General features: G+C 35.0%; 23 protein-coding genes. 9 read left to right on the top strand and 14 right to left on the bottom strand.

Annotated features, from left to right (window positions below):
* The first annotated feature begins 7 nt into the window (after positions 1–7).
* Positions 8–274 carry a hypothetical protein gene (locus NQ163_RS04675; RefSeq protein ID WP_268189118.1) on the top strand — a complete coding sequence of 89 codons (267 nt, stop codon included), beginning with the start codon at positions 8–10 and terminating at the stop codon, positions 272–274.
* A gap of 151 nt (positions 275–425) precedes the next feature.
* Here NQ163_RS04675 and NQ163_RS04670 read toward each other — a convergent pair whose 3' ends face one another.
* The 5 genes from NQ163_RS04670 to NQ163_RS04650 form a co-directional block, all read right to left on the bottom strand.
* A complete protein-coding gene (locus NQ163_RS04670; protein ID WP_268189117.1) occupies positions 426–1073 on the bottom strand; it encodes a CPBP family intramembrane glutamic endopeptidase in 648 nt (215 codons plus the stop codon).
* A 31-nt stretch (positions 1074–1104) separates the two neighbouring features.
* Positions 1105–1638 (bottom strand): lipocalin family protein, encoded by a 534-nt coding sequence (locus NQ163_RS04665; protein ID WP_268189116.1) that lies wholly within the window; start codon positions 1636–1638, stop codon positions 1105–1107.
* A gap of 21 nt (positions 1639–1659) precedes the next feature.
* On the bottom strand, positions 1660–2676 hold the full coding sequence (locus tag NQ163_RS04660; protein WP_268189115.1) for a TolB family protein: 1017 nt from the start codon (positions 2674–2676) through the stop codon (positions 1660–1662).
* Between the two features lie 97 nt (positions 2677–2773).
* The gene (locus NQ163_RS04655; RefSeq protein ID WP_268189114.1) at positions 2774–3178 is read right to left on the bottom strand and encodes a hypothetical protein; all 405 of its coding nucleotides are present in this window, start codon (positions 3176–3178) and stop codon (positions 2774–2776) included.
* Positions 3179–3284: 106 nt separating this feature from the next.
* Positions 3285–4742, bottom strand: a complete 1458-nt coding sequence (locus NQ163_RS04650) for a tetratricopeptide repeat protein (protein WP_268189113.1) — start codon at positions 4740–4742, stop codon at positions 3285–3287.
* A 1039-nt stretch (positions 4743–5781) separates the two neighbouring features.
* On the opposite strand from NQ163_RS04650, the gene NQ163_RS04645 reads away from it, so the two are divergent.
* From NQ163_RS04645 to NQ163_RS04635, 3 genes are all read left to right on the top strand, one after another.
* The gene (locus NQ163_RS04645) at positions 5782–6534 is read left to right on the top strand and encodes a DUF6261 family protein (RefSeq protein ID WP_268189112.1); all 753 of its coding nucleotides are present in this window, start codon (positions 5782–5784) and stop codon (positions 6532–6534) included.
* Positions 6535–6806: 272 nt separating this feature from the next.
* Positions 6807–7247 (top strand): bacteriohemerythrin, encoded by a 441-nt coding sequence (locus tag NQ163_RS04640; protein ID WP_268189111.1) that lies wholly within the window; start codon positions 6807–6809, stop codon positions 7245–7247.
* A 1-nt stretch (position 7248) separates the two neighbouring features.
* Complete coding sequence (locus NQ163_RS04635) at positions 7249–8349, top strand: hybrid sensor histidine kinase/response regulator (RefSeq protein WP_268189110.1); 1101 nt, start codon at positions 7249–7251, stop codon at positions 8347–8349.
* A 32-nt stretch (positions 8350–8381) separates the two neighbouring features.
* Here NQ163_RS04635 and NQ163_RS04630 read toward each other — a convergent pair whose 3' ends face one another.
* Entirely contained in the window at positions 8382–9683 is a 1302-nt protein-coding gene (locus NQ163_RS04630) for a metallophosphoesterase (RefSeq protein WP_268189109.1), read from the bottom strand.
* Positions 9684–9989: 306 nt separating this feature from the next.
* Between NQ163_RS04630 and NQ163_RS04625 the strand changes: the two genes are divergently transcribed.
* From NQ163_RS04625 to NQ163_RS04615, 3 genes are all read left to right on the top strand, one after another.
* The gene (locus NQ163_RS04625) at positions 9990–10559 is read left to right on the top strand and encodes a nitroreductase family protein (RefSeq protein WP_268189108.1); all 570 of its coding nucleotides are present in this window, start codon (positions 9990–9992) and stop codon (positions 10557–10559) included.
* Positions 10560–10924: 365 nt separating this feature from the next.
* Positions 10925–11635, top strand: coding sequence for an SIMPL domain-containing protein (locus tag NQ163_RS04620; protein WP_268189107.1), 711 nt, complete (start codon positions 10925–10927; stop codon positions 11633–11635).
* Between the two features lie 267 nt (positions 11636–11902).
* Complete coding sequence (locus tag NQ163_RS04615) at positions 11903–12850, top strand: NAD(P)-dependent alcohol dehydrogenase (RefSeq protein WP_268189106.1); 948 nt, start codon at positions 11903–11905, stop codon at positions 12848–12850.
* Between the two features lie 115 nt (positions 12851–12965).
* Here NQ163_RS04615 and NQ163_RS04610 read toward each other — a convergent pair whose 3' ends face one another.
* The 5 genes from NQ163_RS04610 to NQ163_RS04590 form a co-directional block, all read right to left on the bottom strand.
* Positions 12966–13565 (bottom strand): thioredoxin family protein, encoded by a 600-nt coding sequence (locus tag NQ163_RS04610; protein WP_268189105.1) that lies wholly within the window; start codon positions 13563–13565, stop codon positions 12966–12968.
* Between the two features lie 19 nt (positions 13566–13584).
* Entirely contained in the window at positions 13585–14067 is a 483-nt protein-coding gene (locus tag NQ163_RS04605; RefSeq protein WP_268189104.1) for a TlpA disulfide reductase family protein, read from the bottom strand.
* Positions 14068–14209: 142 nt separating this feature from the next.
* Positions 14210–17323 carry an efflux RND transporter permease subunit gene (locus NQ163_RS04600; RefSeq protein ID WP_268189103.1) on the bottom strand — a complete coding sequence of 1038 codons (3114 nt, stop codon included), beginning with the start codon at positions 17321–17323 and terminating at the stop codon, positions 14210–14212.
* 24 nt (positions 17324–17347) lie between these two features.
* The gene (locus tag NQ163_RS04595) at positions 17348–18433 is read right to left on the bottom strand and encodes an efflux RND transporter periplasmic adaptor subunit (protein ID WP_268189102.1); all 1086 of its coding nucleotides are present in this window, start codon (positions 18431–18433) and stop codon (positions 17348–17350) included.
* An 11-nt stretch (positions 18434–18444) separates the two neighbouring features.
* A complete protein-coding gene (locus tag NQ163_RS04590; protein WP_268189101.1) occupies positions 18445–20796 on the bottom strand; it encodes a TolC family protein in 2352 nt (783 codons plus the stop codon).
* 458 nt (positions 20797–21254) lie between these two features.
* On the opposite strand from NQ163_RS04590, the gene NQ163_RS04585 reads away from it, so the two are divergent.
* The gene (locus NQ163_RS04585) at positions 21255–22094 is read left to right on the top strand and encodes a prephenate dehydratase (RefSeq protein ID WP_120239425.1); all 840 of its coding nucleotides are present in this window, start codon (positions 21255–21257) and stop codon (positions 22092–22094) included.
* Between the two features lie 2 nt (positions 22095–22096).
* Here NQ163_RS04585 and NQ163_RS04580 read toward each other — a convergent pair whose 3' ends face one another.
* A complete protein-coding gene (locus tag NQ163_RS04580) occupies positions 22097–22363 on the bottom strand; it encodes a 4a-hydroxytetrahydrobiopterin dehydratase (RefSeq protein WP_262509974.1) in 267 nt (88 codons plus the stop codon).
* 110 nt (positions 22364–22473) lie between these two features.
* Positions 22474–23439 carry a hypothetical protein gene (locus tag NQ163_RS04575; RefSeq protein ID WP_268189100.1) on the bottom strand — a complete coding sequence of 322 codons (966 nt, stop codon included), beginning with the start codon at positions 23437–23439 and terminating at the stop codon, positions 22474–22476.
* A gap of 290 nt (positions 23440–23729) precedes the next feature.
* On the opposite strand from NQ163_RS04575, the gene NQ163_RS04570 reads away from it, so the two are divergent.
* Positions 23730–25748 carry a monovalent cation:proton antiporter family protein gene (locus tag NQ163_RS04570; RefSeq protein WP_268189099.1) on the top strand — a complete coding sequence of 673 codons (2019 nt, stop codon included), beginning with the start codon at positions 23730–23732 and terminating at the stop codon, positions 25746–25748.
* Here NQ163_RS04570 and NQ163_RS04565 read toward each other — a convergent pair.
* Positions 25737–26312 (bottom strand): tetratricopeptide repeat protein, encoded by a 576-nt coding sequence (locus NQ163_RS04565; protein WP_268189098.1) that lies wholly within the window; start codon positions 26310–26312, stop codon positions 25737–25739. The genes NQ163_RS04570 and NQ163_RS04565 overlap by 12 nt on opposite strands.
* Positions 26313–26370: the final 58 nt, after the last annotated feature.

Genomic DNA, 26370 nt, shown 5'->3' with positions numbered 1-26370 from the left:
ATTTATAATGGGTAATTATTTAGAATTATCATTACTGGTTCTTATTTTGCTTCACTACCCATGGTGGGCATTGGAAGGTCAAGCTGCTTATGTGCAGAAAACTTTTAGAAAGACGGGAAAGCTGAGAACTTGTTCGAAGATCATCCCGCCGCACTTAAAGTTTTCAAATATCAGTAGTTTGATCTTACGCGCCCTTCCCGAAGCTTCGGGATTGTTTACTTTCTCATCAATGGAGAAAGTAAAAGCCATGCGGCTTGAGCAAATTAAGGCTTAGGTTATAAATAATATTCTCATTAATGCACTACTATTAATTTTATTACCCACGGTATTTCATATAGAGACATAATTTTCTTATTAAGGTCAGATGATCTTGATAATTATCAGGTTAATAGTTATTTATTCGTGGGTGTGTCATTCTAATTATTCTACAAATTCAACAAGTTCCCAAATATTTCATAAAAAGGATTACTGTCTAATACCGTGTAATAGAACAAAGCCCCTAACCATCCATGAAAGATTCCCAGAACATACAAGTTTTTTTCCTTCAAATAAACGTATCCATAGAATATTGCCAGAATAAAAGTACCACCAATCAACCAGTAATCGGGATAGTGAACCAAAGCGAATAGGGTAGCTGCAAACAGTACAATAATGTGCTTGTTAAGTTTGCGATTGGGATTGTCGTACAGGTTTCCTGCCACCAAACCAATTAGTAGGAATTGTTGAATGCTGCCCCAAAGTGGATAAAACAACAATACCGGAATAATGTGCCATGTTGCATTAATGGTTCCTTGAATGCCACCAATTGTAAAAAATGCAATTACTGCAGTAAGTCCAAAGGGGAGAACCACCTTTAATACGCTTCTGAAATTGTCGGTTCTAAATCCCCAATATTTTAAGATTCCTTGGTTGATCTTCTTTCTGTACCAAATGTAAGCACACCATAAAATGGTAGCACTTAAAACGAATGGAAATCGCCAGTTTAAATAATCCATAAACAGGAATTTACCCAATACGGTAAGTATAATCGCTGGTATTTCGAGGGATTTATTGTATAATATGGTTTTACTCACTACTAAAAAATAAGATTTAGAGGATGTGGTTTTATTCCTTTCTTTGTTCCACTTTTATTAATTTGCTGGTATCGTAAGCTCTTGCTTGTAATTGCTTCAGTAGTTTGGAATACAATTGATCATCCATTTGTGGATTTCGAGATAGGATCCAAAGGTATTTATCGGTATTGCTTCCAACAATGGCCCATTGGTAATCTTCATCCAATTCCAGAACAAAATAGTCGCCATAAAAAATCCAGAAGAAGGAAACTTTCAATTTGGAAGGAATGTTTGGGTTGGGAATTTTTGCTTTGCCAATGGCTTCCGATCTCTCTCCATCCAGGCTCCCTTTGTATCCCGAGTTCACGACCTTTATTTTTCCATCCTCACGCATGGAATAGTGGGCTGTAACCCCCACCAAACCTCTTTCAAAGCTGTGATCGAAGCGAGCAATTTCGTACCATTTTCCCAGGTAACGATCAATATTCAAATCCTTCACTACACTATTATCGATTACCGATTCTTGTCCTTTGCACGAGCATAATAGAACAAGAGAGGCAAGTAGGATGTTGAGCTGTCTTTTCATGATTTATGGTTTTACCTAAAATTACAATTCTGTATGGTCATGGTCAACTCCTACAAAATACAAATCAAATCCCCCTTTTCCACCAGTTCGGTTCGATGAAAATACCATCATAGTTTGCGTGTAGCTAACGCCTTCATCTATCAAAATAGGGCGATATTCGTCGAATTCAGAATTGATGCCTTCTCCAAAGTTGATCGGCTGACTCCATTTCCCATTTTCATAAATGCAGTAGTACAAATCGAAACCACCATAACCACCTTCTCGGTTCGAGGCAAAAACCATTTTGTTACCAAAAATAAATGGACACTTGTCATCGGCTGTACTTGATAGTGCTTCTTCTTTGTTGATTTCGTACTCAGCATCATCAGATAAAAGAGTTTCCAAATCCATTTCAGGATCTACATTAACCGAATAGAAATCAAAATTATCCTCCTGGCGGTTCGAGCAGAAGTAAATCTTGGTATTGTCGGAATTGAAACAAGGATACAAATCATCAAATTCTGAATTCAGAAAAGATACTTCCTTGGGATCGCCAAAGTTCGCTTCGCTGAGGTTAGAGATAAAATTGATCTGAAAATCGCCCGAAATATCGCTTGCATACAAAAGTGAGAAATAAGTATCATTAAAGTCACGTGTGATGATAAGGTTAGGTCCAAATTCATTTCCGAGGGTTTTTATTTGATCAACACCAATATTAATAACGCCATATACTTCCTTAAATGTTCCCCAGTGTTTGGTTTCGTTACTTACAGTTAATTCTCCTGTGGTTTTGTCGAAATTCACACTCATTGGTTGATAGATTACATCAAAATCATTTCCCTGGCTATTTCTATTAGTCGAAAAGCAGAATGGAATCAGATAGCCCAATGTAGGAGCAGTAGAGTTATAATCATCGTACTCGGTATTAAAGGCTTCCAAATTAATGGGAGTTTCAGGAAGACTACCTGTATTGTACTTGTATCCACCAGGACTGTTATTGTCGCAGGCTACGGATAGAATTAATAAGATAAGTAGGAAAGATAGGTTTAGTGTTTTCATTTTTGTGTGATTATTGTTAGAATATATTGGTAAGATGAAATCATTTTCAGATGGTTGCGTGGTTTTGTTAATTGGATGATAGTGTTTTGAACGCAGTTTAATTTTGTGGGATAATATAATCCCATGCTATCCCATATTCTTGAACAATGAAAGTGTGTCTTGAAAAAACGGTGTCTATAGCATTAATGCTCGAATCGGCTTCTATATCAAAAATTATATATCCACATGAGTAACCCGCATTCTGTTTTTCTTTAATATCAGAGATTAAACAATCAAGTTCAATTTTTGTTTTTTCACTGTCAGCTTCAGCCAGATCGTAATTGTTTAGTAGTCTTAGAATTTTGGCATTGTCGTTAATGATTTCCAGTAATTCAGACTTCTCCTTTTTGATTAAGTCAATTTCTGAATTGAGTTGATTCACTCCCCAAAAGTTTTTGGTAATCACTATTCCAATTATAATGCCTATTAGAAGAATGGCTATGTTGATTAAGTATTTTAGCATAGTTTATAATTAGTGAAACGTATGTGTAAAGTGCAATATCTAGCTTATCAGGATCTTAATCTAATGACATTGAGCTTGAGCCAGCGATAGGCTTGCGCGAAGTAATTTATTCTGCATTTATTATCTCATCATATAACTTCTGAATATCTTCATTTTCGTTATTAATATTCCTTGCTTTGGTAATTTCACTTTTCGCAGCATTTATCTGCTTACTTTCTTTGTATGCACGCGCCAGATTATAAAAAGCTTCCCAGGAAGCAGGATGAATTTCTGTATTAGCGGTGAAAATTTTTATTGCAATGTCATTTTGATTGCCTAAATACATTTTACCTACTACATTAATCATATTGGCTTTGCCTTTAAACAATACCTTGTTTGATTTCAACCAGCTAATTGAATTATCAATCCCGTCTTGTATTATCCGATTAAGTAATTGTGCAGCAATGTTATAATCAGTATCGTTCTTTTGAATTAGTTTATTGTTCTGTATTTCAAATTCTTTTGAATCTTTATTTCCTGATTTTAACTTGTCATTAAAAAAACTAGTAAGGCTCTTGCATAGCACAGTATAACTTTCGGTTGTGTTATTTGCCTTACTATCCTTACCGCACATGGCAAATTGTTGCCAATAAGATATGAATCCGTTATGGCCTATTGCAGTCATTTGATACAGATGTTTATCCTCTGTAGAAATTGAACTGTAATAAGGGAAAATTGAAAAGTCTTTGTACTTATTGGCAATCATTAGATAAGGAGTATCTGCTTTATCAATAGTGAACTTCTCAATTTTATTTAATACAGAATATAATCCGTATTCATGGCTTCCATCCAAACTAGCTACAGCCTTTACCTCAGGGTTTTGCATCTGGTAAATTATTGTCGCCATACCTCCAGTACTAAACCCGAATAATCCAATATTAGAAAAATCTAATTTCAATGAATCACTAATGTATTTTACACTAAATTCCATATCACGAACTTGTGCTACAGTAGCTTTTCTTTGGTCGTATCGTTTTAAGGATTCATGTCCTGCAGAGCCAACTGAAACAACACAATATCCATTGCTGGCCAAATACTCACACATAATATGATTTTGTACTGCTGACTTACTATTGGATGGAGCATATATGATGAGAGAAAATTTATTATCAATTGGTTTTGCATTGAGTATTGCTTTAACCGGGCTATTTAGCACCTCTTCTGTTGTTATTGATGTGTCAATTCCAAATTGCTGTTTTGAAAATCCCAAGTAAGCATTAACAAAGTTGTTAGAGATCTTATCAATGTCCTGCTGTTCTCTCTCAAAATCTTCTCTAATTGCTATCAAATCAATATAATCTTTGAATGACATACATTTTAATTCAGGATTATTTTGACTGGGATACCAAAAATGAATCAACATGGGGCGATTTACTGTATCATGCCCAATAATATAATTTCTCGAAGTGTCTGTCGCCTTAAAATACTTAAAACCCACATTGTATCTATCTTTTCTATCAACCTGACAGTAACTAGATTTAACTGCAAGAAGGAGTAAAAAAATTAATATTATTTTCTTTTGCATAATGTTTTTCGCAGGATTTATTTAATTGTGTTTGGTTTTACGGTATTTAAACAACGTAAGAATAACATCATATTGATGTTATATCACTTGGCTGTTGTGTAAGAGCTTAAAAGTCAATTTCTATTAGTACACTAAATTTAATCATAAATCGCATACAGTATTGTTCTGTACACTAATTCATTATCAATAAAAATAAGAAAGTTGGTTTTCTCGCATGCTTGTTTACTCTATTCGTGAGGTTAGGAAAGGTTCTCGCAAGTTTGTTTACTCTCTTGCTAATGGCACGGAGGCTTCTTGCGAGCATATTTGTATGAACCGTGACATTAGGGAGGATTCCTGCATGCTTGTTTATTCACACTTTAATGGCAGGCAAGCATCCTGCAAGGGTGTTTATTGCTTTCTTAAACGCTTGGAGCTATCTCGCAACATTGTTTGAACCTTCTGTAAATGTAAAGAAAGGTCTGGCAGGCTTGTTTATATGTCCGTTGAATGTGTGGAGGACTTAGACAAGTTTGTTTGGGCAATTCGTAGTGCATCGAAGATAACAAACAAGTTTACAGGAAGGTAAAGCAATGTTGCGAAAGGAGTAAACAAAGATGAAAGTACCATCCCCGCAGTTGACGAATATATCGGTAAGGATTAAAAGAACATCTTCAAAATTTAGGAGTGGAGGGAACAAGAGTGTTTGTTGTTGATAATGGCTTGTAAGTGAATATTTGGGCCTGTGGGGATGTGAGAATACTTTTTTATGTATGTAGAATTGATTTTGTATTAATGCCTGATTTATAAGAGAAAGAAAGTGGGAGATAAATTGGGAAAGAAGTCTTGTAGTACTTGCTTTATCTTATCACTAAAAGAATTGTAAATTGTATACAATATACATGTATTGTGTTTAAGGAAGTTTGTAAATATCTAAAAAACAGATATAAGAATCTCATAAGTGATTTGTAAAATAATCAAAATATACTTGACATTGGGTAATGGACTTCATAAATTAGTTTAGTAAAAATTAAACATACAATAACTAAAATTTACAATCATGATCAGAATTCCTATGTTTTATCGTATGCGAATTGCCGAGTATTTGACTTATTCTAATCGTATCTTTAAGTTAATTGAGAATGCTGTAACAGAGGCAATCAGTTTTGAACCATTTAAAACCAGAATCGCTAATGGTATCGAAAAGTTGGAAAAGAATACCGAAAAGGTAAACACTCAACTTTTAACCCTTACGGTTGCAGAATGCGATGCTCAGCGTGATTTGGCATTTTCGGCTTTGGAAACTTTTGTTTTAGCCTGTTCCAAACGGTTAAATGCTGAAATTAGCGAAGCTGGAAAAATCATTTTGAATGAAATTGATAGTTTGGGTTCAGGTGTCATTCGTAAGCCAATGTTGGAGGAATCGGCCATTATCAATGGAATGGTTGAAAAGCTGAAAACCAATGAAAGTTTAAATGGTTCTCTGAAAAAATTGGATGGTGAGGTTTGGTTAACAGAGCTAGAGCAAGCTCAGAAAAATTTTGAACAAGCGGTGGCAGAACGAGGTGATGCTAAGACAAGCAGAAATGAAGGTCAGAGCGATGCGGTTTGTAAAGAGTTGAGGAAGGAGTTGGAGGCAATGTTTAAATATCTTGATGTGATGTGTGACATTGAAACAGATGAGGCCTACAATAATTTAGCGAAAGAACTGAATATTGTAACTGAAGAAACCAACCGCTTAATTGCCCAGCGTATGGGGCGTTCACAAAACGAAGAAGAAGTGCTTAGCGAATCTTCAAGCAAGGAGTCGTAATTCATTACTTACAATCGATTATATTTTACCCCATGCAGACTAGTTTTGCATGGGGTGTTTTATGACTGAATGTATGGGATCTAATTCTGATAAAGAGAATGTTAAGAGCTTGTGATGTAATTATTGAAAATAAATGAGAGATTCTTACACATAATTTCTTATTTTAGTGATAACGCCAATACCCAATGTGCGAACTGGTTAATTGTTGGGAGTTACCAAAAGTTGCAAGGTGTTTGTTAGGCAACATTATACTAACATTAAAACATAAGAGTATGGGAAGTAGAGAGATAGATGGAATTATACAATGGCATTCCGATTTTGAGACAGGTATTGCGAGAATAGACTTCGAACATAAAATCTTTATAGAATTGTTGAATTCTTTTAAGTATGAAATCAATTTAAAGCGTTCTGATGATGAGTTGTTTAGAATTATGAATGAAATAGAAAAGTATGCAGAATTTCATTTTATTAGTGAGGAAAATGCCATGCGTAGAATGAATTACCCTGCTTTTAAAGAGCATCAAATTGAACATTTTGAATTGTTGGAAAAATTTAACCTTGCAAAGTTTAAAAATTGTAATTTTGATGGATTTCATGAATTTCTAAAAGAATGGTTTCTTAGGCATACTGTTGAATCAGATACAAAATTGAAACTGTATATGTTGGAAAATAATATAAATTTGGAAGATTTTTTCTACGAACTAAAGATCTAAAATGAATACATTAAACGTTATCAAACTCTTGGTAGTTGATGATAAACCTGAAAACCTAAACCTGATTTCAAGCTTTTTTGAGGATTCAAACTATTTTGTGCGTACTTCAAGCTCATATGAGGAAACATACGAACTGTGTAATGAAATTGAGTTTGACCTTTTGTTAATCGATATTAGAATGCCACGTGATGGTTTTGCCTTTGTTGATAAAATAAGAGTGAGTGATTTAAACAGCAATACTCCTGTTATTTTTATGGCTGAGAAAACCGACCAGGAGAATATCTCCAAAGCTTTTAAAGTAGGGTGTAGGGATGTAATCACAAAACCTTTTCAGTTGGAAGAGTTGCTTTCAAAAGTATCTACACATTCCTTATTGCAAATACAGCATAAGCAAATTCATGAATTAATGATTGCCAAGGATAAGATTTTCTCCATCATTGGTCATGATTTAAGAAATCCCTTTAATTCGTTGATTGGTTTTTCGAAATTATTGCTTAAAAATTTAGAAGCAAGTGAAGATAAATCATCTAAAAAATATGCAGAATTGATTTGCAATATTTCCACAAAAAATATGGAACTATTAGATAATTTACTGGTGTATGCACGTGATCTGGAAAAGCAAGCTGAATCTACCTTAGAGAAAATAGATGTACACAAGCTAATATCAGAAGTGTTACAAATTGTTCAACCTACTGCAGCATTAAAAAAAATACAGTTGGTGCAAATCTTTGGAGAGGCAAAATCTACTTTTGGCACCAAAGATTTAATTGCTACGATGATTCGGAATATTTTAGGCAATGCCATTAAATTTTCGCGTCAACAAGGTTTTGTTACCGTACAAACCAGGGTGATAGGTAATATGATCGAAATTGATATTACGGATACGGGAGTTGGAATGAACGAAAATCAATTGAATAATTTGTTCGATAAGGAGCATCCTCAATCTAGTCTTGGTACTTCGGGAGAATTGGGATCGGGATATGGTTTACTTCTTTCGAAAGAAATTGCAGACAAACACAATGGTGAAATAAAGGTGGAAAGCCATGTGGGTAACGGTACAAGTTTTAAAATTAGGCTTCCAATATATGAAGAGTCAAAATAGAAAAAAGCTCCAATTAAAATTGGAGCTTTTTTTTATGCCAATTCCACCACGGTAATTTCGGGTGGCATACCTATTCTTCCCGGGAAACCAATGTATCCAAATCCGCGATTTACATACAGGTACTGATCGCCTTCGCGGTACAATCCGCCCCAGCGAGGGTATTTGTACTGAACCGGACTCCACTTGATTCCTGCACGTTCAATTCCAAACTGCATGCCGTGGGTGTGTCCTGCAAAAGTAAGATCGATATTTGAGTTTTTAATCACCTCCTCGTCCCAGTGCGAAGGATCGTGACTCAATAATATTTTAAACGGAAGATGTTCTGTGCCTTGGGTAGCTTTGTTTAAATCGCCATGCTGAGGGAATGGAGGTTTACCCCAATTTTCAACTCCTACCAAAGCAATTTCTTCTCCTTTCACATTAATGGTTTCGGTTTCGTTCAATAACAATCGAAATCCCATTTGCTTGTGAAAATGTTTGATTGCTGCAAGATTTTTAGCTTTGTCTTCTTCTGATCGCCAATAGGAGTAATCGCCATAATCGTGATTGCCCAGTATGGAGTATTTGCCAATTTTAGCTTTCATTTTTACCAGAACGGAAGCCCAACCATCGGTTTCTTCGGCAAAGTTGTTTACCAAATCGCCGGTAAAAACAATCAAATCTGGTTCTTGTTCATTAATCAGTTCAACGGCTTTCTCCACCTTCTCGAAGTTCTTGTTGAAACTTCCCAGGTGCATATCCGAAATCTGAACAATTTTTAAACCCTTAAATGCTTTCGGAAGATTGTTGAAACGAATGCTCTCGCGCATTACTCGGTAGTTGAATTTTCCTTTGGTTACTCCGTAAAGGATAGATGCAAACGGAATGGCAGCCAATACCAATCCCATTTGGTACAAAAACTCGGATCTCTCCATCTTTCTCTTCGAATTAAATTGTGGTACACTTTTATTCCTTCTCTCTCTGAACCATGCTATGGTTCTCCTAATCGCCCCTTGTATGTCCTTTATTAAGACGAAAAATATGAATACAAACTTTGGAAAATAAAATAACGCAAACCCGGCCACCAAATAGCCGGAATAGATGTAGGCATCGGCTTTTTGTACGTGCTTAATACCAAACATGAATGTGGTAAAGGCAGCAAAAATAAAAACTGAAATGCTCCAGAATAAATACGTTAATGTGTGTCGTGCAATTGAATTGTTAATTCTTGCAATCAGAGGTTTTATGCCACGGTAGGTGTAAATGTCTACCAAAAGCATAAATAGTAACAGAGGTATTAATAAATAAACGCTTGCTCTCATTCTTATTTCAAAGATTCTTAAATCGGTTTTCACCGATTTGTATTTATACTATCCCAAAAGAATTTTGTTTCCATCAGGATGTAAATTTTCATTAACACAATACCTTTTTGAGATATAACAATTTTAGTATTGAATTAGGCACCAAATATATAGAATTAAATACTGCCAAGTCCTTAATAATTGTTAAAAAAGAGTTATATTCATTTTCAAACGCCAAAATACAAGCACCAAATCCCAATCTTTGGAGCTTGGGATTTGGGATTTGATATTTGGGATTTGGGATTTGATATTTGGGATTTGATATTTGGGGCTTGTGAAAAAAACTTTAAACCAATACATATGGCACAGATACACGAATTAATCGATAAAAGATGGAGTCCGAGAGCTTTCGCCGATCAGGAGATAGAGGAGGACAAGATTGAAAAATTGTTTGAGGCGGCTTCTTTTGCTGCATCATGTTACAACGAACAACCTTGGCGATTTGTATATGCTACCAAGGACTATCCTGAACGATACGAGCAATTGTTTTCTTGTTTGGGCGAATTTAACCAGATGTGGGTAAAAACGGCTCCGATGATCATTTTAACCGTGGTATCCAAAAAATTTGCTCACAATCAAAATCCCAATGCACATGCTCGTCATGATTTGGGTTTGGCCATTGGTAACATGTCCATGCAAGCCATGAGCATGGATTTGTACATGCATCAAATGGCTGGTTTTTCGACTGAAAAGGCTCGTGAGGTTTTTGATATCCCGGAAGATTTTGAACCGGTTACCATGATTGCTATTGGTTACCTGGGAGATGCGGAACAATTGCCCGAAAGCATGCAAGAAATGGAATCGCCTAAACGAGATAGAAAAAACTTGGCCCAATTATTGTTTGATGGCGATTGGGATAAAATGAAATAAAATCATACATGCTAAAAAAGGCTCCCGCCAGGAGAGCCTTTTTTGCTGATAATTTACATTGATAACTTAGACCATTTAAATTTCAGTCCCGATAGTTATCGGGAGTGCTTTAAGCGAAACTGTGAAATCTTAAACAGAAATGCCGATATATAATTCGTTGGGCATTTGGAGTTATTCGAACAAATGATTTCTACGAATTAATAATCGGTATTATTGCAAGTAATCGTTCCTAAATCAAACGTGTTTTGAATTTAAGAGGACGCAAGATAGTTAAAAAAGACTAAATTATCTTTTAATTAGGTGTGAATTTTTTCTCTTTGTTCGTTAAATATTATAAGAAACAGTAAATCAATAAATTTATAATTATGAAGAAGTTAATTCTATTAGTGGCGATCCTTATAACAGGTGTATGTGTAAATGCTCAAAGCACTTATCCTACTTTAGATGTAAAAGGGGAAAGTAAGATATTTCAAGAGCCGGATATCGTTGAGATATCGTTGAATATAAGCACCAAGGCAGACGAATATGAAGCTTGTTTGGACAAAAATCTTTCTGATATAGATCGTTTAAAGAAATCATTGAAGTTGGCAAAGATTGAGAGTATGAAAATATTTGATGTTGGTCAGCGAATTAATGAAGAGAAAACCTATTCATCGGGAAAACAGATTCCTGATGGTTACCGTGCCAATTACAGCATTAAGCTAAAGTTGGAAGCCAAACCAAAAACCATTCACGCTTGTCTTGAAGTATTAAAATCGTCGGATGTGGACTTGAATTACAATGCCAACTATGGTTTAAGTCCTGAGTTGATTAAAGCTACCGAGGCCAAATTAATTGCAATGGCTGTAAGTGATGCCAAAACCAAAGCCAAGATATTGGCAGAATCGGCAGGGGTTCAGCTTAAAAGCATACAGAATATCAATTACGGAACAGTTAAAACCATATACGGACCAAAGCAGCACATGGCTGAAATGAGAGTGAGCAAGGCTGGATATTCGGGTTCACAATCGTTTACCAATCCAGATCCAATTGTACTGACTGATCATGTTGAAATTACCTATATGTTGTCGGAGTAAAGATTTTAATCAAGAAAACCGGATTTTCTATGGCTGCATTCATACACAATTATGAAACGGTAAGCGCAGTGTTTTGTGCAATTTAACCATGGAGTACACCGAGTAAATAATGACAAATTAGACCTCTGTGTTACTCCGTGTATTCTATGGTTATAAGATAGATCAAGGCTGCCTTCCAATATCTTGAAATTGAGCCAAACTTGTCGTAACTTGATTAGTGAGTTTTGTACTCAGGACAAATTGAACCTAAGCGAAAAGAAAACGACGATGAAAGCTATAGTAATGAGAAAATATGGTTCTCCTGATGTGTTGGAAATTACCAATCTGGATCGACCGAAGATAAAAGAAAATCAAGTGTTGGTGGAGGTGTATGCCTCCTCAGTTAATCCTGTTGACTGGAAAATAAGAAAAGGTCTGCTAAAGCTATTTATGAGGAAGAAATTGCCTTGTGTTTTAGGCGGAGATATTGCTGGTCGTATATTGGAGGTAGGTAATAAGGTGCAGTTTTACCGTGTAGGTGATGAGGTGTACGGGAAAGTAGACATTATCAAAAATGGAGCCTATGCCGAATATGTGGCAACAACTCCCGATCATTTGGCCTTAAAGCCTCAGAACATGAATTTTGAAGAGGCAGCTACTGTTCCTTTGGCTGGATTAACTGCTTTACAGGCATTGCGCAATATGGGTGGAATAAAGGCAGGAATGAGTGTGTTGGTTAATGGCTGCTCGGGGGGTGTTGGTTCTTTCGCTTTGCAATTGGCTAAAGCATTTAAATGTAAGGCAACAGGGGTTTGTAGTACACGAAATATTGAATTTGCCAAAGAGCTGGGAGCTGATAGAGTGATCGATTACCAGAATGAGAATTTATTGGAACTTCAGGAGGAGTACGATATTTTCTTCGATGTGGTTGGGAACCTGGAATACAAAAAAGTGAAGCACTTGTTGCAACGAGGTGGAGTATATGTAACTACTTTACCATCTTTTAATATTCTTCTGTTGGGTTCAATTCACAATTTAGTAAGCTCTAAGAAAATGAAAAAGATCTTTGTGGAGGAAAGTAAAAAGGATCTTGAGTTGTTGGCCGATTTTATTGATGCCGGATTACTTAAAACCTACATCGATAAATCTTACGAATTGGATGATATTGCAGAAGCACATCAATACAGCGAATCGGGAAGAGTTGTTGGAAAGTTGTCTTTGAAAATTACAGAATAACTTTTAATTATCAATTAAGAATTAATAGAAACACAGCTAATTAACTCAGTAAATTAGCTGTGTTCATTTATAATTAATCACTTATAATTAATCACTTATAATTCATAATTTAAATTTATCCTTTTGTTTTAATGGAGCAACCAATTGCTTTTGTGTAAGTTACTTCTGGCTTTTTATTCATTAAAAGAGAATTAATGGCATCTTCAACATATTTGGTGCTCACTTTCGAAGCATCTTTATAGTTGTTGTCGATGGTACCAATATATTCTACCTTAAGATCTTTACCATTTTTGCTTAAAATGTAAACATGTGGAGTTTTGGTAGCTCCAAAATTCTTGTACACTTCTTGTTTTGCATCAAAAAGATAAGGGAAAGTAAAGGCTTTTTCTTTCGCTCTTTTTTGCATGCCTTCAAAAGAATCTCCTGGAACCACTGCTGGATCGTTCGGATTAATAGCAATTACCGGAAAACCTTTCTTCTTGTATTTTTTATCGATATCAATAATTCTGTCTTCATAAGCCACGGCATATGGACAATGGTTACAGGTAAAGATCACTACAAATCCTTTTGCATCTTTATAATCGGCAAGAGAGATGTGTTTGCCATCGATATTTTTCAGCTTAAAATCTGTAGCTGAATCACCTACTTTATATCCTTGAGCATGAATTGCTACTGCTGATATTAGCAGGAAACTTAGGAATAATATTTTTTTCATCATCTAAATAAATTGGTTATTATCTATTCAAATTATCAATTGTCTCTGCTAGTTCAGAATAAGTTACTTTCCTGGCAAAGAATTTTCGTTGCTTCTTTTTATATATCACTGTAGCTGGCAATGCACCATCCCATTTGTCATCCACTTTACCAATCCAGGAGTTTGCATCCGGATCATCTAGAATTACCACCTCAGCATTTATATTTTTCTTGGTAAGAAATCTGCTCAGGCGTTCTTCTACTTTTGCTCCAAAGTCCAGGCTTACCAATAGGACCTTTACTTTTTTATTTTCGTATGATTTTCGGATGTATTCAAATTCCGGAAGTTCCTCAACGCAGGGTTTGCACCACATGGCCCAAAAATTAATAACATAGGTGGTATCGTTCTGTAGATGGAATGTGGGTTCTAGTTCCTTAAAATTTAAGGTTGTAAAGTCCTGGGATTTAACTGTCAGACTGATTGCAATCAGTAAGGAGATCGAGAATAGTATCTTCATTTTCATGATATGGTACAAATAAGACTTATAAGTATTAAATATACCATTAATCGTTGTAACAGAATAATCTGGCTTGTTATTGATTTGTTAATGTGCATAAAAAAGCCTGTCAATTTTCACTGACAGGCTTTTTTGAATTTTATTTGTTTTAGTCTTGTAAGAGTTTTTCGTCGAATTGATAATCTTTATAATTCACTTTATAGAATACACTATATAGTGCAGGTATAAAAATTAAGGTAATTACCGTGCCAAAAAGTAATCCTATCATAATAGAAGCTGCCATTGGTTCCCACATTAAACCTCCGCCCAGGTACAATGGAATTAATCCTAAGGAAGTTGTAAATGTGGTCAACAGAATTGGTCTGAACCTTTGCAGGCAAGCTGCAATTACTGCATCTTGTGGTGTTCGTTTCAATTCGGAGAGTTCAATTTCAATCCGGTCAATCAATACAATGGCATTGTTAATTACAATACCGGCAAGTGATATTACACCCAGGAAAGCCATAAAACCAAAATAGGAGCGAAGTGCAATTAATCCAATTACTACCCCAATAACTCCCAATGGAATGGTACTTACCACCATTGCTGTTTTTCTAAACGAATTGAATTGAATGACCAGCAATAGCAGAATTAGAAATGCAGATAATGGCAGGTATGCGATTACCGCACCCATATTTTCAGCAGTATTTTTACTATCACCACCAAGTTCGTAATCGTATCCAGTAGGCCAACTTTTCACATCTTCATCCAACCAGGGTAGCACTTCATTCATAATTTCAGAAGCATTCCCATCTTCTGTGATTTCGCTCGAAACATTAATGCTTCGAATCAAATCAAGGCGTTTAATTTTTGCGTATTGCCATTGAGGGATAATGCTGGCCACTTGAGAAAGAGGAACGCTTCTTCCTGAGCTTTGAGAGAAGACATTCATGGTCTCGATCTTTTCATAGCTTTGATTTTGGCTTGCGAAACCTCTTAATAGTATCGGAATATTTTTATCATTCTCGCGATATTCGCCTGTTTGAAATCCATCCAGTACTGTTTTTAATGATGTAGCGATATCCTGATTGGTAATGCCTGCAATTTGTGCATTGTTCTGATTGATATTAATCACAAATTTTTTGGTTTTTGGCCCCCAGTCATCCTTAACGTTTTTGGTTCCTTGTACTTGCGATAATTTTGATTTTATCTTCTCCGATAGGTCAGCTAAAATATCTGGATTATCTCCTTTTACCTTAATCTCAATTGGGGTTCCGCTACCTCCCGAACCTAATGCTGAAACCTTAATATCTGCATTAGCGAAATGTTTAAAGCTGAATTCATCCAATCGACGAATCATTTCTGCATTTTCTTCGAAGGAGCTTGTATTTACGAGAATGTGAGCATAGCTCGAGTTTGCTTCATCCTGCGAATATCCCAAGTCATAAGATTCCGGTCCTTGTCCAATAAAGGAAGACCAGTCAATGATTCCCTTTTCTCTCTCAGTATTTACCTTTAATTCTTCAGCAATGTGTTTTTCAATCTCTTTTACCACCTTTTCAGTTTGTTCTATTTTTGTTCCCAAAGGCAGATTAATGTCAACGGTAATCATGTTTCTATCACTATCCGGGAAGAAAATGAATGGCACCAAACTAAATCCTTTTAAGGATAAAAAGAATAGTAGAACTATTCCTCCAATAACAATGCCTTTGTGATTTAAAGCGGATAAGATGATGGATTTGTAATATACTTTTAATGCATCAAAAATACGATCCATGAAGTTCGGTTTAGCTTCTTCTTTTGGTTTCACTTTTAGGAAGTAAAAACACAACATGGTGATGATGGTAAGAGAAATGATCCATGAAGATACCAAGGCCAATGTGATAACCACGAAAATTGGTCCAACAATATCACCCATGGTTGATTCTGCCAAATAGAACGATAGGAATGCAACCGAAGTGGTTAAGGTTGAGATTAATAAAGGGACTATTAGCTCGGAACAAGATGAAACAGCAGCATCTTTTACGGTCATTCCTTTCTCCATTTTAACCATTATCGATTCGGAAACTACAATGGCATTGTCAACCATCATTCCCAGTGCCATGATTAATGCAGCTAATGTAACTTGATTTAGTCCCATGTTTATAAGTCCCATTAACATTAGGGTCATGATGGTTACAATAGGAATCAAACTGGAAATAATCAAACCCGTTCTCAATCCCAGGAAGATTAGCATTACCACCAATACAATCACGATAGACTGAACCAAATTGCCAATAAAATTATCTATACTTTTATCAACATAGTGGTCTAGAGAAGTTAAGCGTTGTATATTTAAACCAATTGGTAATTGTTCATTCCATTCAGCCAAAACTTTATCTACATCTTCACCCAGCTTAATAATATTAGCGCCATCCATTAAGGAGATAGAAAGTGAAATTGCTGGTTTGCCATTTACATGAACAATGGTGCTGGCAGGTTCAACATATGCTTTGCGAATGCTGGTTATGTCTCTTAATTGAACCACTTGACTTCCATCCCCTATTGGAATTAATGTATTCTCAATACTTTCCAATGATTCATAGTTGCCCGTTGGTTCAAGAACTATTCTTTCCGATTCAAGATTAACTTCTCCACCTGAATCTAAAATATTGGTAGATGCAATTATACTTTGAAGCTTAGATGAGCTTAATCCATATTCTTTCAATTGTGATTCGTCAAACTCAATAAAAACTCTTTCATCTTGCACACCTCCAAGTTCAACTTTAGCTGCGTCCTCGAGTTTAATTAGAGCATCTTTTAGTTTATCGGCTGCTTCTTTCATTTCTACATAAGAATAGCCATCACTTATTAATCCAACCATAATTCCATACACCACACCAACATCATCATCATTAAGGTTTGGTTTTACATTTTGAGGCAGATCTCTAAGACTATTTATTTTTCTTCTGAGCTTATCCCAAATTGCCTGAAGTTCTTCAGGAGCAACTTCGTCTTTAAGCTTTACTGTTACTACGGATAAACCAGTTCTGGATGTACTATTAATTTCTTTTACTTCAGGAATTTCTTGCGCTTTCTTTTCTATCTTGTCGGTAACCAAAAGTTCAACTCTTTCTGGTCCGGCTCCAGGGAATGAGGAAACAACGGTAGCTACTCTAACGGTGTATGGTGGCATACTATCTCTGGGTAGTGTTTCGTATAATGCCAAGCCTAAAATCACCACCACGGCAAGCAGAGTAAAGGTTATTCGGCTTTTTTCAATAGCAAATTTTGTAAGGTTCATAATTGCTTTGTTTGGAGGTGAATACTATTTTAAACTAACTTTCTGTCCGTCAAGTAGTGTTTGTAAGCCAGCAGTAGCCACAATCTGACCTGCCTTTAATCCACTCTTCACTTCAAATCCAATAGGAGAAAGTACGCCTACTTTAAAGTGTTGTTTTTTAATTACACCAATATTTTCGTTTTCTTTTTCTATAATGAAAACAAAGTTGCCTTTGCTGTCTTCACCCACTGCTGAAATCGGAACAATTAAGCTTTCACCATTATTAGCTTCGGCAAATTTAAATTTGATATGTGCTGCCATTCCTGACTTCACTTCAGAAGTTTCGCCTAATAATTTTATTCTTACCGGATAGGTAGCGGAACCTTCACTTATCGAAGGAGATACTTCGTTTACTACTCCTTGATATTCTTTGCCCTGAAGAGCAGGAAATGTTGCTGTTACTTCCATTCCTTGTAGTACTCTGTTGATTACGTTTTCAGGTAAACCAAGACTTACCTCCATAAAACTACCAGCGTTTAGAATTGCAATAATTTGTCCTGCACTTACATTCTCATTGTTCTCTACATTTTTAGCCGCAATAACTCCATTGGAAGGAGAGTAGATAATTCCATAGCCAACTTGTTTTTGTTGTATTTCAACACTTCGTTTCGAGGATTCATAGTTTGCTTTAGCCGAAGCGTAAGAGGATTTTGCATTTTCATAATCGCTTAATGAGGCACTTCCTTTCTCAAACAGGGTTCTGGTTCTATCCAGTGTTGAAGTTGCTGTGTTTAAGTTTGCTTTCGCACTGCTAAGAGCTGATATTGATTGTTCCAAGGACAATTGAGCTTCAGAATTATCGATCCTTGCCAATAAATCGCCTTTTTTAACTGATTGACCATTGGCAATATTTAAAACAGTTAAAATACCAGAAGTTCTAAAACTTAAGTTGATTTCTTTATCAGATCTGGCAGTTCCATTAAATGATCTAACTTGTCCTATTCCTGAGTAACTTACCTCTTGAAATTTTACTGGTCGGTATCGTTCTTGTTTTTGCTTTTCGTTGCCATTGCCACAAGATCCAAATGCAAACACGAATAAGCTTAATGCTAAAATGTATAATGGTTTCATATTGTACTGGTTTAATTATTGGTTAAAAGATAGGTTTGAAGATTTTGAATGAAAGTTTGATTTTCTTCATCCGGATTTAGGAAAAAATAATAGGATAGTACTCTTTCCATTTGTAACAGACTTAAATAAAAGTTGTAACCTGCACTTGCTTGTTGTTGCTGTGCTTGAAAGTATGCTTGCTGTGCATCAATTAAACTTGTAATTCCTATCGCTCCATTCGAGTAAGAAATTTGCATAAGTTCCAAACTTTCTTTTGCTGTTTTGGTGGTAAGTTTTGATAACTCAATATTGGTATAAAGATTCAATATGGTAAATACAATATCATTTACATTTTTCTTTATAAGTGTTTCAGTATTTTCTTTTTGAATATTTAGTTGCTGTTGTTGAATTAATGACTTTTGCCTGTTTAAACTTCTCTGATTTTGATTAAATATAGGCAGACTTAATTGTACACCAACATTGTAATATCCATCTGGAGCACCTACAATTCCTGTAGGATATGTACTTCCTTTTCCATCTCTTGAAAAGGTATAATTGTATCCTCCTTGCAAGGCAATGCTTGGAATGAATTTACTTCTTTGATATAGTTTTGCACTTCTCTCTGATGCTTCAATATTAAACTGTAAAGATTTCAGTTCGTGAGCATTTTCAATAGCAACTGTCTCCAAATATTTTAACAGTTTACTTCTTAAAATTGGATCATCAATCAGTGCGATTAGGCCCTTGTAATTAAATTGATCTTCTGTATTCTCATCTACCAAAGAGTGTTTGATGTCAATTTTGTAGTTGATGGGATTATTTAGAAGTTGATTGATGGCATGCATTGCTTGAATAAAGTTGGTGTAAGCATTAACGATATTTTGAGTTGCGAGTGCCAATTCACTTTTCCAACGCAGAACATCTCCTTTCCCAGTTTGTCCAGCCGAGTAATTTTGCTTTGCGATTTCAAAATTCTTTCTGGTAACCCTTAGATTTTCATCATTAATTAGGTAATTGGCTTTTGCAATTAATGCATTGTAAAAAGTAACACCCGCATCTAATATTGCATCTTTTTCAATGGCATTGTAATTCTCTTGGCTTGCAGCTGCCAGTGTTTTCTGAATTTTGATATTTCCACTGGCTTGTTCCGAAAATAGAAGTTGTTCAATATTAACATTACCACTTGTGGTAAACTCGGGATTCGATCCGTTTGAAACCTTGGCTAAATCAGGATCAATATGAGAACCGGTTACCGAACTTGTAAGATTTGGTAGGTATTGACTGTTTGCCAACTTTACCTCTTGTTGGGCCAAATTAATATCAAACTTACTTGCTTTTAAGCTTAAATTCTTTTCCAGAAGTTGATAAACAAAATCATCTAGGTAATACTTCTTTTTATAAGAGAGCTTATTGGCATTTCCAATAATATTTGTTTTAATTAAAAAGCTGTATTTCAGTGGGAAATTAATTTTAAATGAGGTTTCGATATTTAGAAGAAGTTTGGTTTCAACGTCTAAATAAATTGGCAAATCCGATAAATCATTTCCCAATACTGCAGCTTCAATGTTTAGAGCAATTCTCCTGAAAAACTGATCTAACTCATTTATAGGTTGTGTATTAAGGAGTACTCCTAGTGAAGAAAATTCTTCATCTAATGAAGTGAAGGATGGCAAGTTTCGATTGTTAATCATATCAATCATTCTTTGTCTTTCCTCCTTAGAGAAATATAGGCCTCCGGAAATATATACAGCATCAATATCTTCAAGCTGGCTGTCTAACTCATCAGCAGATGATATTGAGATAAGTTTGTACTCCGATTTGATCTCGCCAAGAATTTTGTCTAATGTTTCTTTTACAGGGTAGATTTCGCTTAAATACTCATCTAAAATTATTCCAACTTTCTTGTAAGGATACATTTCCTTAAATTCAGATAAGTCTTTTTTGTATGATTTAGGAGTTAAAATATAGGTCAGATTTTTAACCTGCGATGTGTTTTGACCTTCAGGAAACTCTATAAAATCATCATTAATAACACCAAATAAAATAACTGGTTTCGGAAATGTTTTGTTTTGAGCAATCACAAAATTGTTAAGAGAACCAAAGGATAATATCAAATCAACATCATCGGTGTTTACAACAGTTTGATAATTTTCTTTTGCCATTTTCTGGCTTAGTTGGTTCATTAAAAAGTATTTCTCCTTAAATACAATTGTAGCTTCCTGAGATACAACAGATTTAATTTCAGCTTTCAACCGATTTAAGATGGAGTCTGTTTCGTGAATATATTCATCACCCAAAATGGCAACCGAGTATTCCTTGGTATTTTGAGCATTTATCCACGTTGCATTCAATAAAATAAATGATAGCAGGATGAGTTGTTTCATGTGGTTTTCTCTTAAAGAATAAAAATCAGTTCAAAAGATATTAAAAAACATCGAGAAAACTTAGTTGTACCCTTTATTATTGCATTAAATTATGTTGTTGAAATTGAATTGATTTAATATCAAATCATTATTTTAAAATTATTTTTTTAACTTTGAGCTGTACAAATGATTTACAAACAATGAATAGAGTTCACACAAATCGATTTTTTTTCTTTTTTAGCATGTAGTGCTGAAGAGGTTTTGTGTGATATAAAATATTAACTGAGCCTTTTTCGAAAGGCTCTTTTTTTTTACGATACGATGAGAACCATATTTTCCTTTAGCTTCTTTTTTAGCTTTTTCTTTTTTGGAGACGAGAAGGACAGGATTCTAATGGTTTAAATTACAAATGCATTAAAAGAGAGTCCTGATTATTCAGGACTTTTTTTTTGAAAAAAATCTAATAAAACCAAAACAAAATGGACAAGAGAAGAATTGTTATTCAAGGAGTGGAAGGTTGTTTCCATCACATCGCGGCAAATGCATATTATGGTGAGGATGTAGAAATTATTCCAGCTGAAAATTTTGCCAAGCTTGTTGACCTTGTTAATGATGAAAGTGTTTGCGATGCAGGAATAATGGCCATTGAGAATTCAATTGCTGGAAGTATTTTACAAAATTATGGCTTGTTACAAGATTCAGGTCTTGTTGTGGAAGGAGAGATCTTTTTACGAGTTAAGCAAAACTTGATGGCATTGCCGGGACAGAAAATTGAAGATTTAAAAGAGGTTCATTCTCATCCAATGGCTATCAATCAGTGTAGGGCATTTTTTCGTCAATATCCACATATCAGATTGGTAGAGATGGAAGATACAGCATTAAGTGCTAAAAATATTCGTGATAATGAACTACATGGTGTAGGTGCAATTGCTGGTGATTTACCTGCTAAGCTCTACGATTTAGAGATTTTGGAGGAGGCAATTGAAAGTATCAAGAATAATCAAACTCGATTTTTCTTGCTGAAAAGACAAAAAGATGTTGGTGTTAATGGTGGATTTACAAAGGCTTCGCTATACTTTAGTACAAATCATGAACCTGGTAGTTTATCGTATATTTTAGATTGTTTTGCTCAAGAGGGTATAAACCTTTCTAAAATCCAATCTCATCCAATTCCTGGTGAGAATTGGCAATATTTCTTTCATGTCGATTTGGAATTTAAAGCTCCAATGCAATTTAAAAATGCAATGAATATGATTTCTCAAAAGGTTAGAGGAATGCAAATTTTAGGGACATACAATAAGGGCATTGAAATTCGATAAAGTTAATTAATTGAATCAAATATCTTATCAATCTGCTTGGCTAACGAAATGTCTTTCTCGGTGATTCTTCGTTTGGAGTGAGTTGTTAATGTTACTCTGACATTTTTGTATTTATACAGTTTAATGTCAGGATGATGATCAACTTTTTCGGCATCTTCGGCAATAAGATTGATAAATTTAATGGCATGGGTAAAATCAGATAACACGTAATTTTTAATCAGCTTACTATCTATTTCACTCCAGCCTTGTTCCAATAAAATATTCATGATTTTCTGCTTTTTGATATATAAAGTTAAGGAAAGAAAATTGTAATGTAAACAAAAAGGATTGCCACAGGCAATCCTTTGATTAACTAATTAATTTCAGACAAGCAAAAGGCTTATAATGAAATTTCTCTATCCAGTTCTTCTCCCATAATTTTTGCTCCACTATACAAAACAGATCTTTCTTCCGCCTCCATGTAAACATCAAAAGGTAACGAAATGTTATAAGCTGTTTGTACCAATATGGCAATATCGTCTTTGGATCCTAATTGGTTTCTCCAGTTAATTTCGGTTTCATCCAATAAATAGGCATAAACAGGCCCGGTGAAATAAGCAAAACAATCAGCGTACGATTTGTTTTCCCACAAACATTCAAGCTTTGATTGCAAAAATGATTTAAGTTCTGGTTTCGATCTACATATTTTTTGAGCAGTATATTCGGCCATACCTTCATGAATTTCAAAGCGATTTTCACATCCATCGCAATCAGAATATAAGGCCCTACGATACTTTCTAAAGCAAATTGCATCAATGATTGCTTGTTTTCGGTCTTCTCCTTCACTATGCAATGCAAAATCCAGGGCTTTCCACTCAAGTTTTAACCATACTCTTGCTTCCATCTCTTCCATATGACTGTTGTTATATGGCAAAGGTTTTAGGTCTATTTGTGGTTGTAAACAATGGAATGCCTCATGCAAAATAACACACTGTTGTTCAATTTTGTTTTCAGGCAAAGGTAGAGGTATAACAGCCCAATTGCGTTTGTCAATTTTTTGTGGTCCTTTTTTCACTCTTATAAAATCAGGAAGTTTCCCTATGTAAATGTTATTTTTTTCTTCCAGGTTTAGTTTAGAGCTATTCTTATTTGAGTACACGATTTCATTTTCTTCATCAACAAAGAGAATTGGAACATCCAAACTATGTCCCCATAGCAATCCATTATCATTTGAGCAAAGCTCTTGAGTTTCATCAAGAACAGCTTTGATAATTTCAGGAGAATAATTTTGATTATTTGCCTTTGTATTCACAATGCAAATCATCAAAAAAATGACTCCAACGGTTAAAATTCGTTTGATCTTCATTTTAAGTTTGGTTAATAGGTTCAGTTGAATTGTAACAGTATTTGTGCCGTTCTTTATAAGTGGCAGTATGTCAACGATTAGCGATTGGGTTTGGTGTGGATGGAAAAGGAAATGATGTTACATTTCGTACAGTAAGTGTTCGTATCTGTGCAGACTTTACAATCATTTAACAATGTTTGTTGGTATTGGAACTAATAAGAGAATTCTGTATCTTAATTACTAATACCTAAACAAATTGCTATGATATGTTTTATATCAATTGTTTTGGGCAAACATTAAAATTGAACCGAATGAATGAATATCTTGAAATATTAATGGTCTTAATGAGTTTTCTGATTATTGCAGTTGGAGCAAATAGAATATCGTTGTATTTCCCAAAAATCAAGTTACCTATAATTACTGGCCTTTTATTTATAGGGATGTTATCTGGTCCTTATGTATTGAATCTTTTGCCTAAAACTTCAATCGAAAAGCTAGGGTTTATAAATGAAATATCATTGGCATTCATTGCATTTGCAGCTGGAGCCGAATTGTTTCTGAAAGAGTTAAAAGGAAGAATGAGAAGCATTAAATGGATGACGTTTGGACAACTTGTATTTACATTTGGGATTAGTGTTTCTTTTGTTTTGTTGATTTCGGAAAGAATTCAGTTTTTATCAGAAATGTCATTCGAATACAAGTTGGCTATTGCCTTATTGATTGGGACTGTGTTTGTTACCAGATCACCGGTTTCAGCAATTGCTGTTATTAATGAAATGCGTGCAAAAGGTCCCTTTACACAAATGGCAATTGGTGTTACAGTAATAAAAGATGTATTGGTAATTGTTCTTTTTACCATTTGTTTTGCTGTCGCAGATGCATTGATATCAAAAATTCCATTCGATTTTTGGTTGGTCATCATTTTGTTTGGCGAGTTGTGCTTATCCGTATTTTTAGGTTTTGTATTAGGAAATTTGTTAAATCTAATCTTATCTATTCGCATATATACGCAACTTAAGGCTTTTATAATTGTACTTACCGGATACAGCGTGTATTTGTTAGCAAGTTTGGTTCATAATCAAAGTTTAGAATGGTTTGGATTCGATTTATACATTGAACCATTGCTGATTTGTATTCTTGGAAGTTTTGTAGTCGTTAATTTTGGTAAAAACCGAAGAGAGTTTAATCGAATTATCGAATTGGTTGTTCCATCTATTTATGTATTATTCTATACATTAACCGGGGCATCAGTAAAAATTGATATTTTACAAGATGTATGGTCTATTGCCTTGATATTTTTTGTTGTACGATTAACCAGTATGGCAATTGGAGCATTTATTGGTGGAAATTTGGGTGGTGATCCAATGCGTTACAATAGAATTTCGTGGATGCCATTTGTTACTCAGGCTGGTGTTGCCATTGGCTTGGTATCAGTTGTATCGGCAAAATATCCAACTTGGGGTTCCGAGTTTGCTACCATACTTTTGGCTGTAATTGTATTAAACGAGATATTTGGACCACCATTATTCAAATGGTCTATTCTTTTGGTTGGCGAAAGTCATAAACAAAGAGAGTTACAGCACGAAAATAAAGTACAAAAAGCACTTATTTTTGGATTGGAAGGTCAATCGCTGGCATTGGCAAGACAATTAGCAGATAATGATTGGAAAGTACAATTGGTAACTCGAAATGAAGCGAAGGCAAAATTAGAATATCAAGGAGTAAATGTTGTACATGTTCCCGATTATAATTTGGAAGAACTGAGGAAGATTAAAGCTCACAAGGCAGATGCTTTGGTTCTTTTAAATAAAGATGATGACAATTTAACGGTTTGTGAATTGGCTTATGAGCATTTTGGTACCAGGGATATTGTGGTTAGAGTTCATGAAAGAAGTTTTATTCAGAAATTTCATGAATTGGGAGCATTAATTGTCGAACCTTCTACTGTGATGGTGAGCCTTATGGACCATTTGGTTCGTTCACCAATTGCAACCTCATTATTGCTTGGGATGGAAGAAAATCAGGATACTGTTGACATAGAAATGCAAAATCCGGAATTACATGGAGTTGCAATTCGAGATCTGCAAATACCTACTGATTTGATTATATTGGCTACCAAACGAAATCAGAATACTCTAATTTCTACTGGATTCACCAGATTAAGATTAGGTGATGTATTGACTGTAGTTGGTTCAATTGATAGCATTGATAAATTGAGACTTAAATTAGAGAATACGGAAGCTCCTGACTATAAGAAAATAAGATTTGCAGGAAAAACGATTTCTTTTAAGCGAAGACCAATACAGCCCGATACAGATTTACCAGGTTAAAAATACCGTTGTCCAGAAGGCCAGAGGAACTACGGTATTCCAGATTACTTCCTCTCGATGTCGTGCTCTTTGAAGTCTTTCATTTTCGACTTGTAATCGCAAGTAATTTAATTGCTCTTGGTTTTGAATATAGGCCAACTCCTTTTCCTTTTGGATGTTTTCAAGATAAATAATTGCTTCTCTGCTTTTGGAAGGATTGGAGTTAACTACAGCTACCAAATCTTGTTCTGATTCATATAATCGGTTCAGATGGTAGTAAGCCATACCTCTCTGTAATTTTACTTCGCTCATATATGGTTTTTTAGCCAGTACATGGTTAAAATCCAATATGGCTTTTTTGTAGTTTTTTAGTTGCATGTATGCATATCCTCGGTCTTGAAAAATTGTCGGATAATAGGGCATAATGTTAATGGCAGTGTCCAGGTAGTGGATTGCGTTATCATATTTGCCTTCCAGAATGAGCATTCTACCTTTGTCATGATATTGCATATAGCGTTCCACATTTTGAGATTGAGCAAAAAATGAGAATAATATACCTACGATTAAAGCTATTGATGTTTTCATGAGTGTTTCAATATTTATTGATTTAAAATTTCAACGCTAAACATGCAACATAAATTGT

Origin of the sequence: Marinifilum sp. D737 (genome assembly GCF_026672275.1) — a bacterium.
Taxonomy (GTDB): Bacteria; Bacteroidota; Bacteroidia; order Bacteroidales; family Marinifilaceae; genus Marinifilum.
This window is presented reverse-complemented; position numbering and strand designations above follow the sequence as displayed.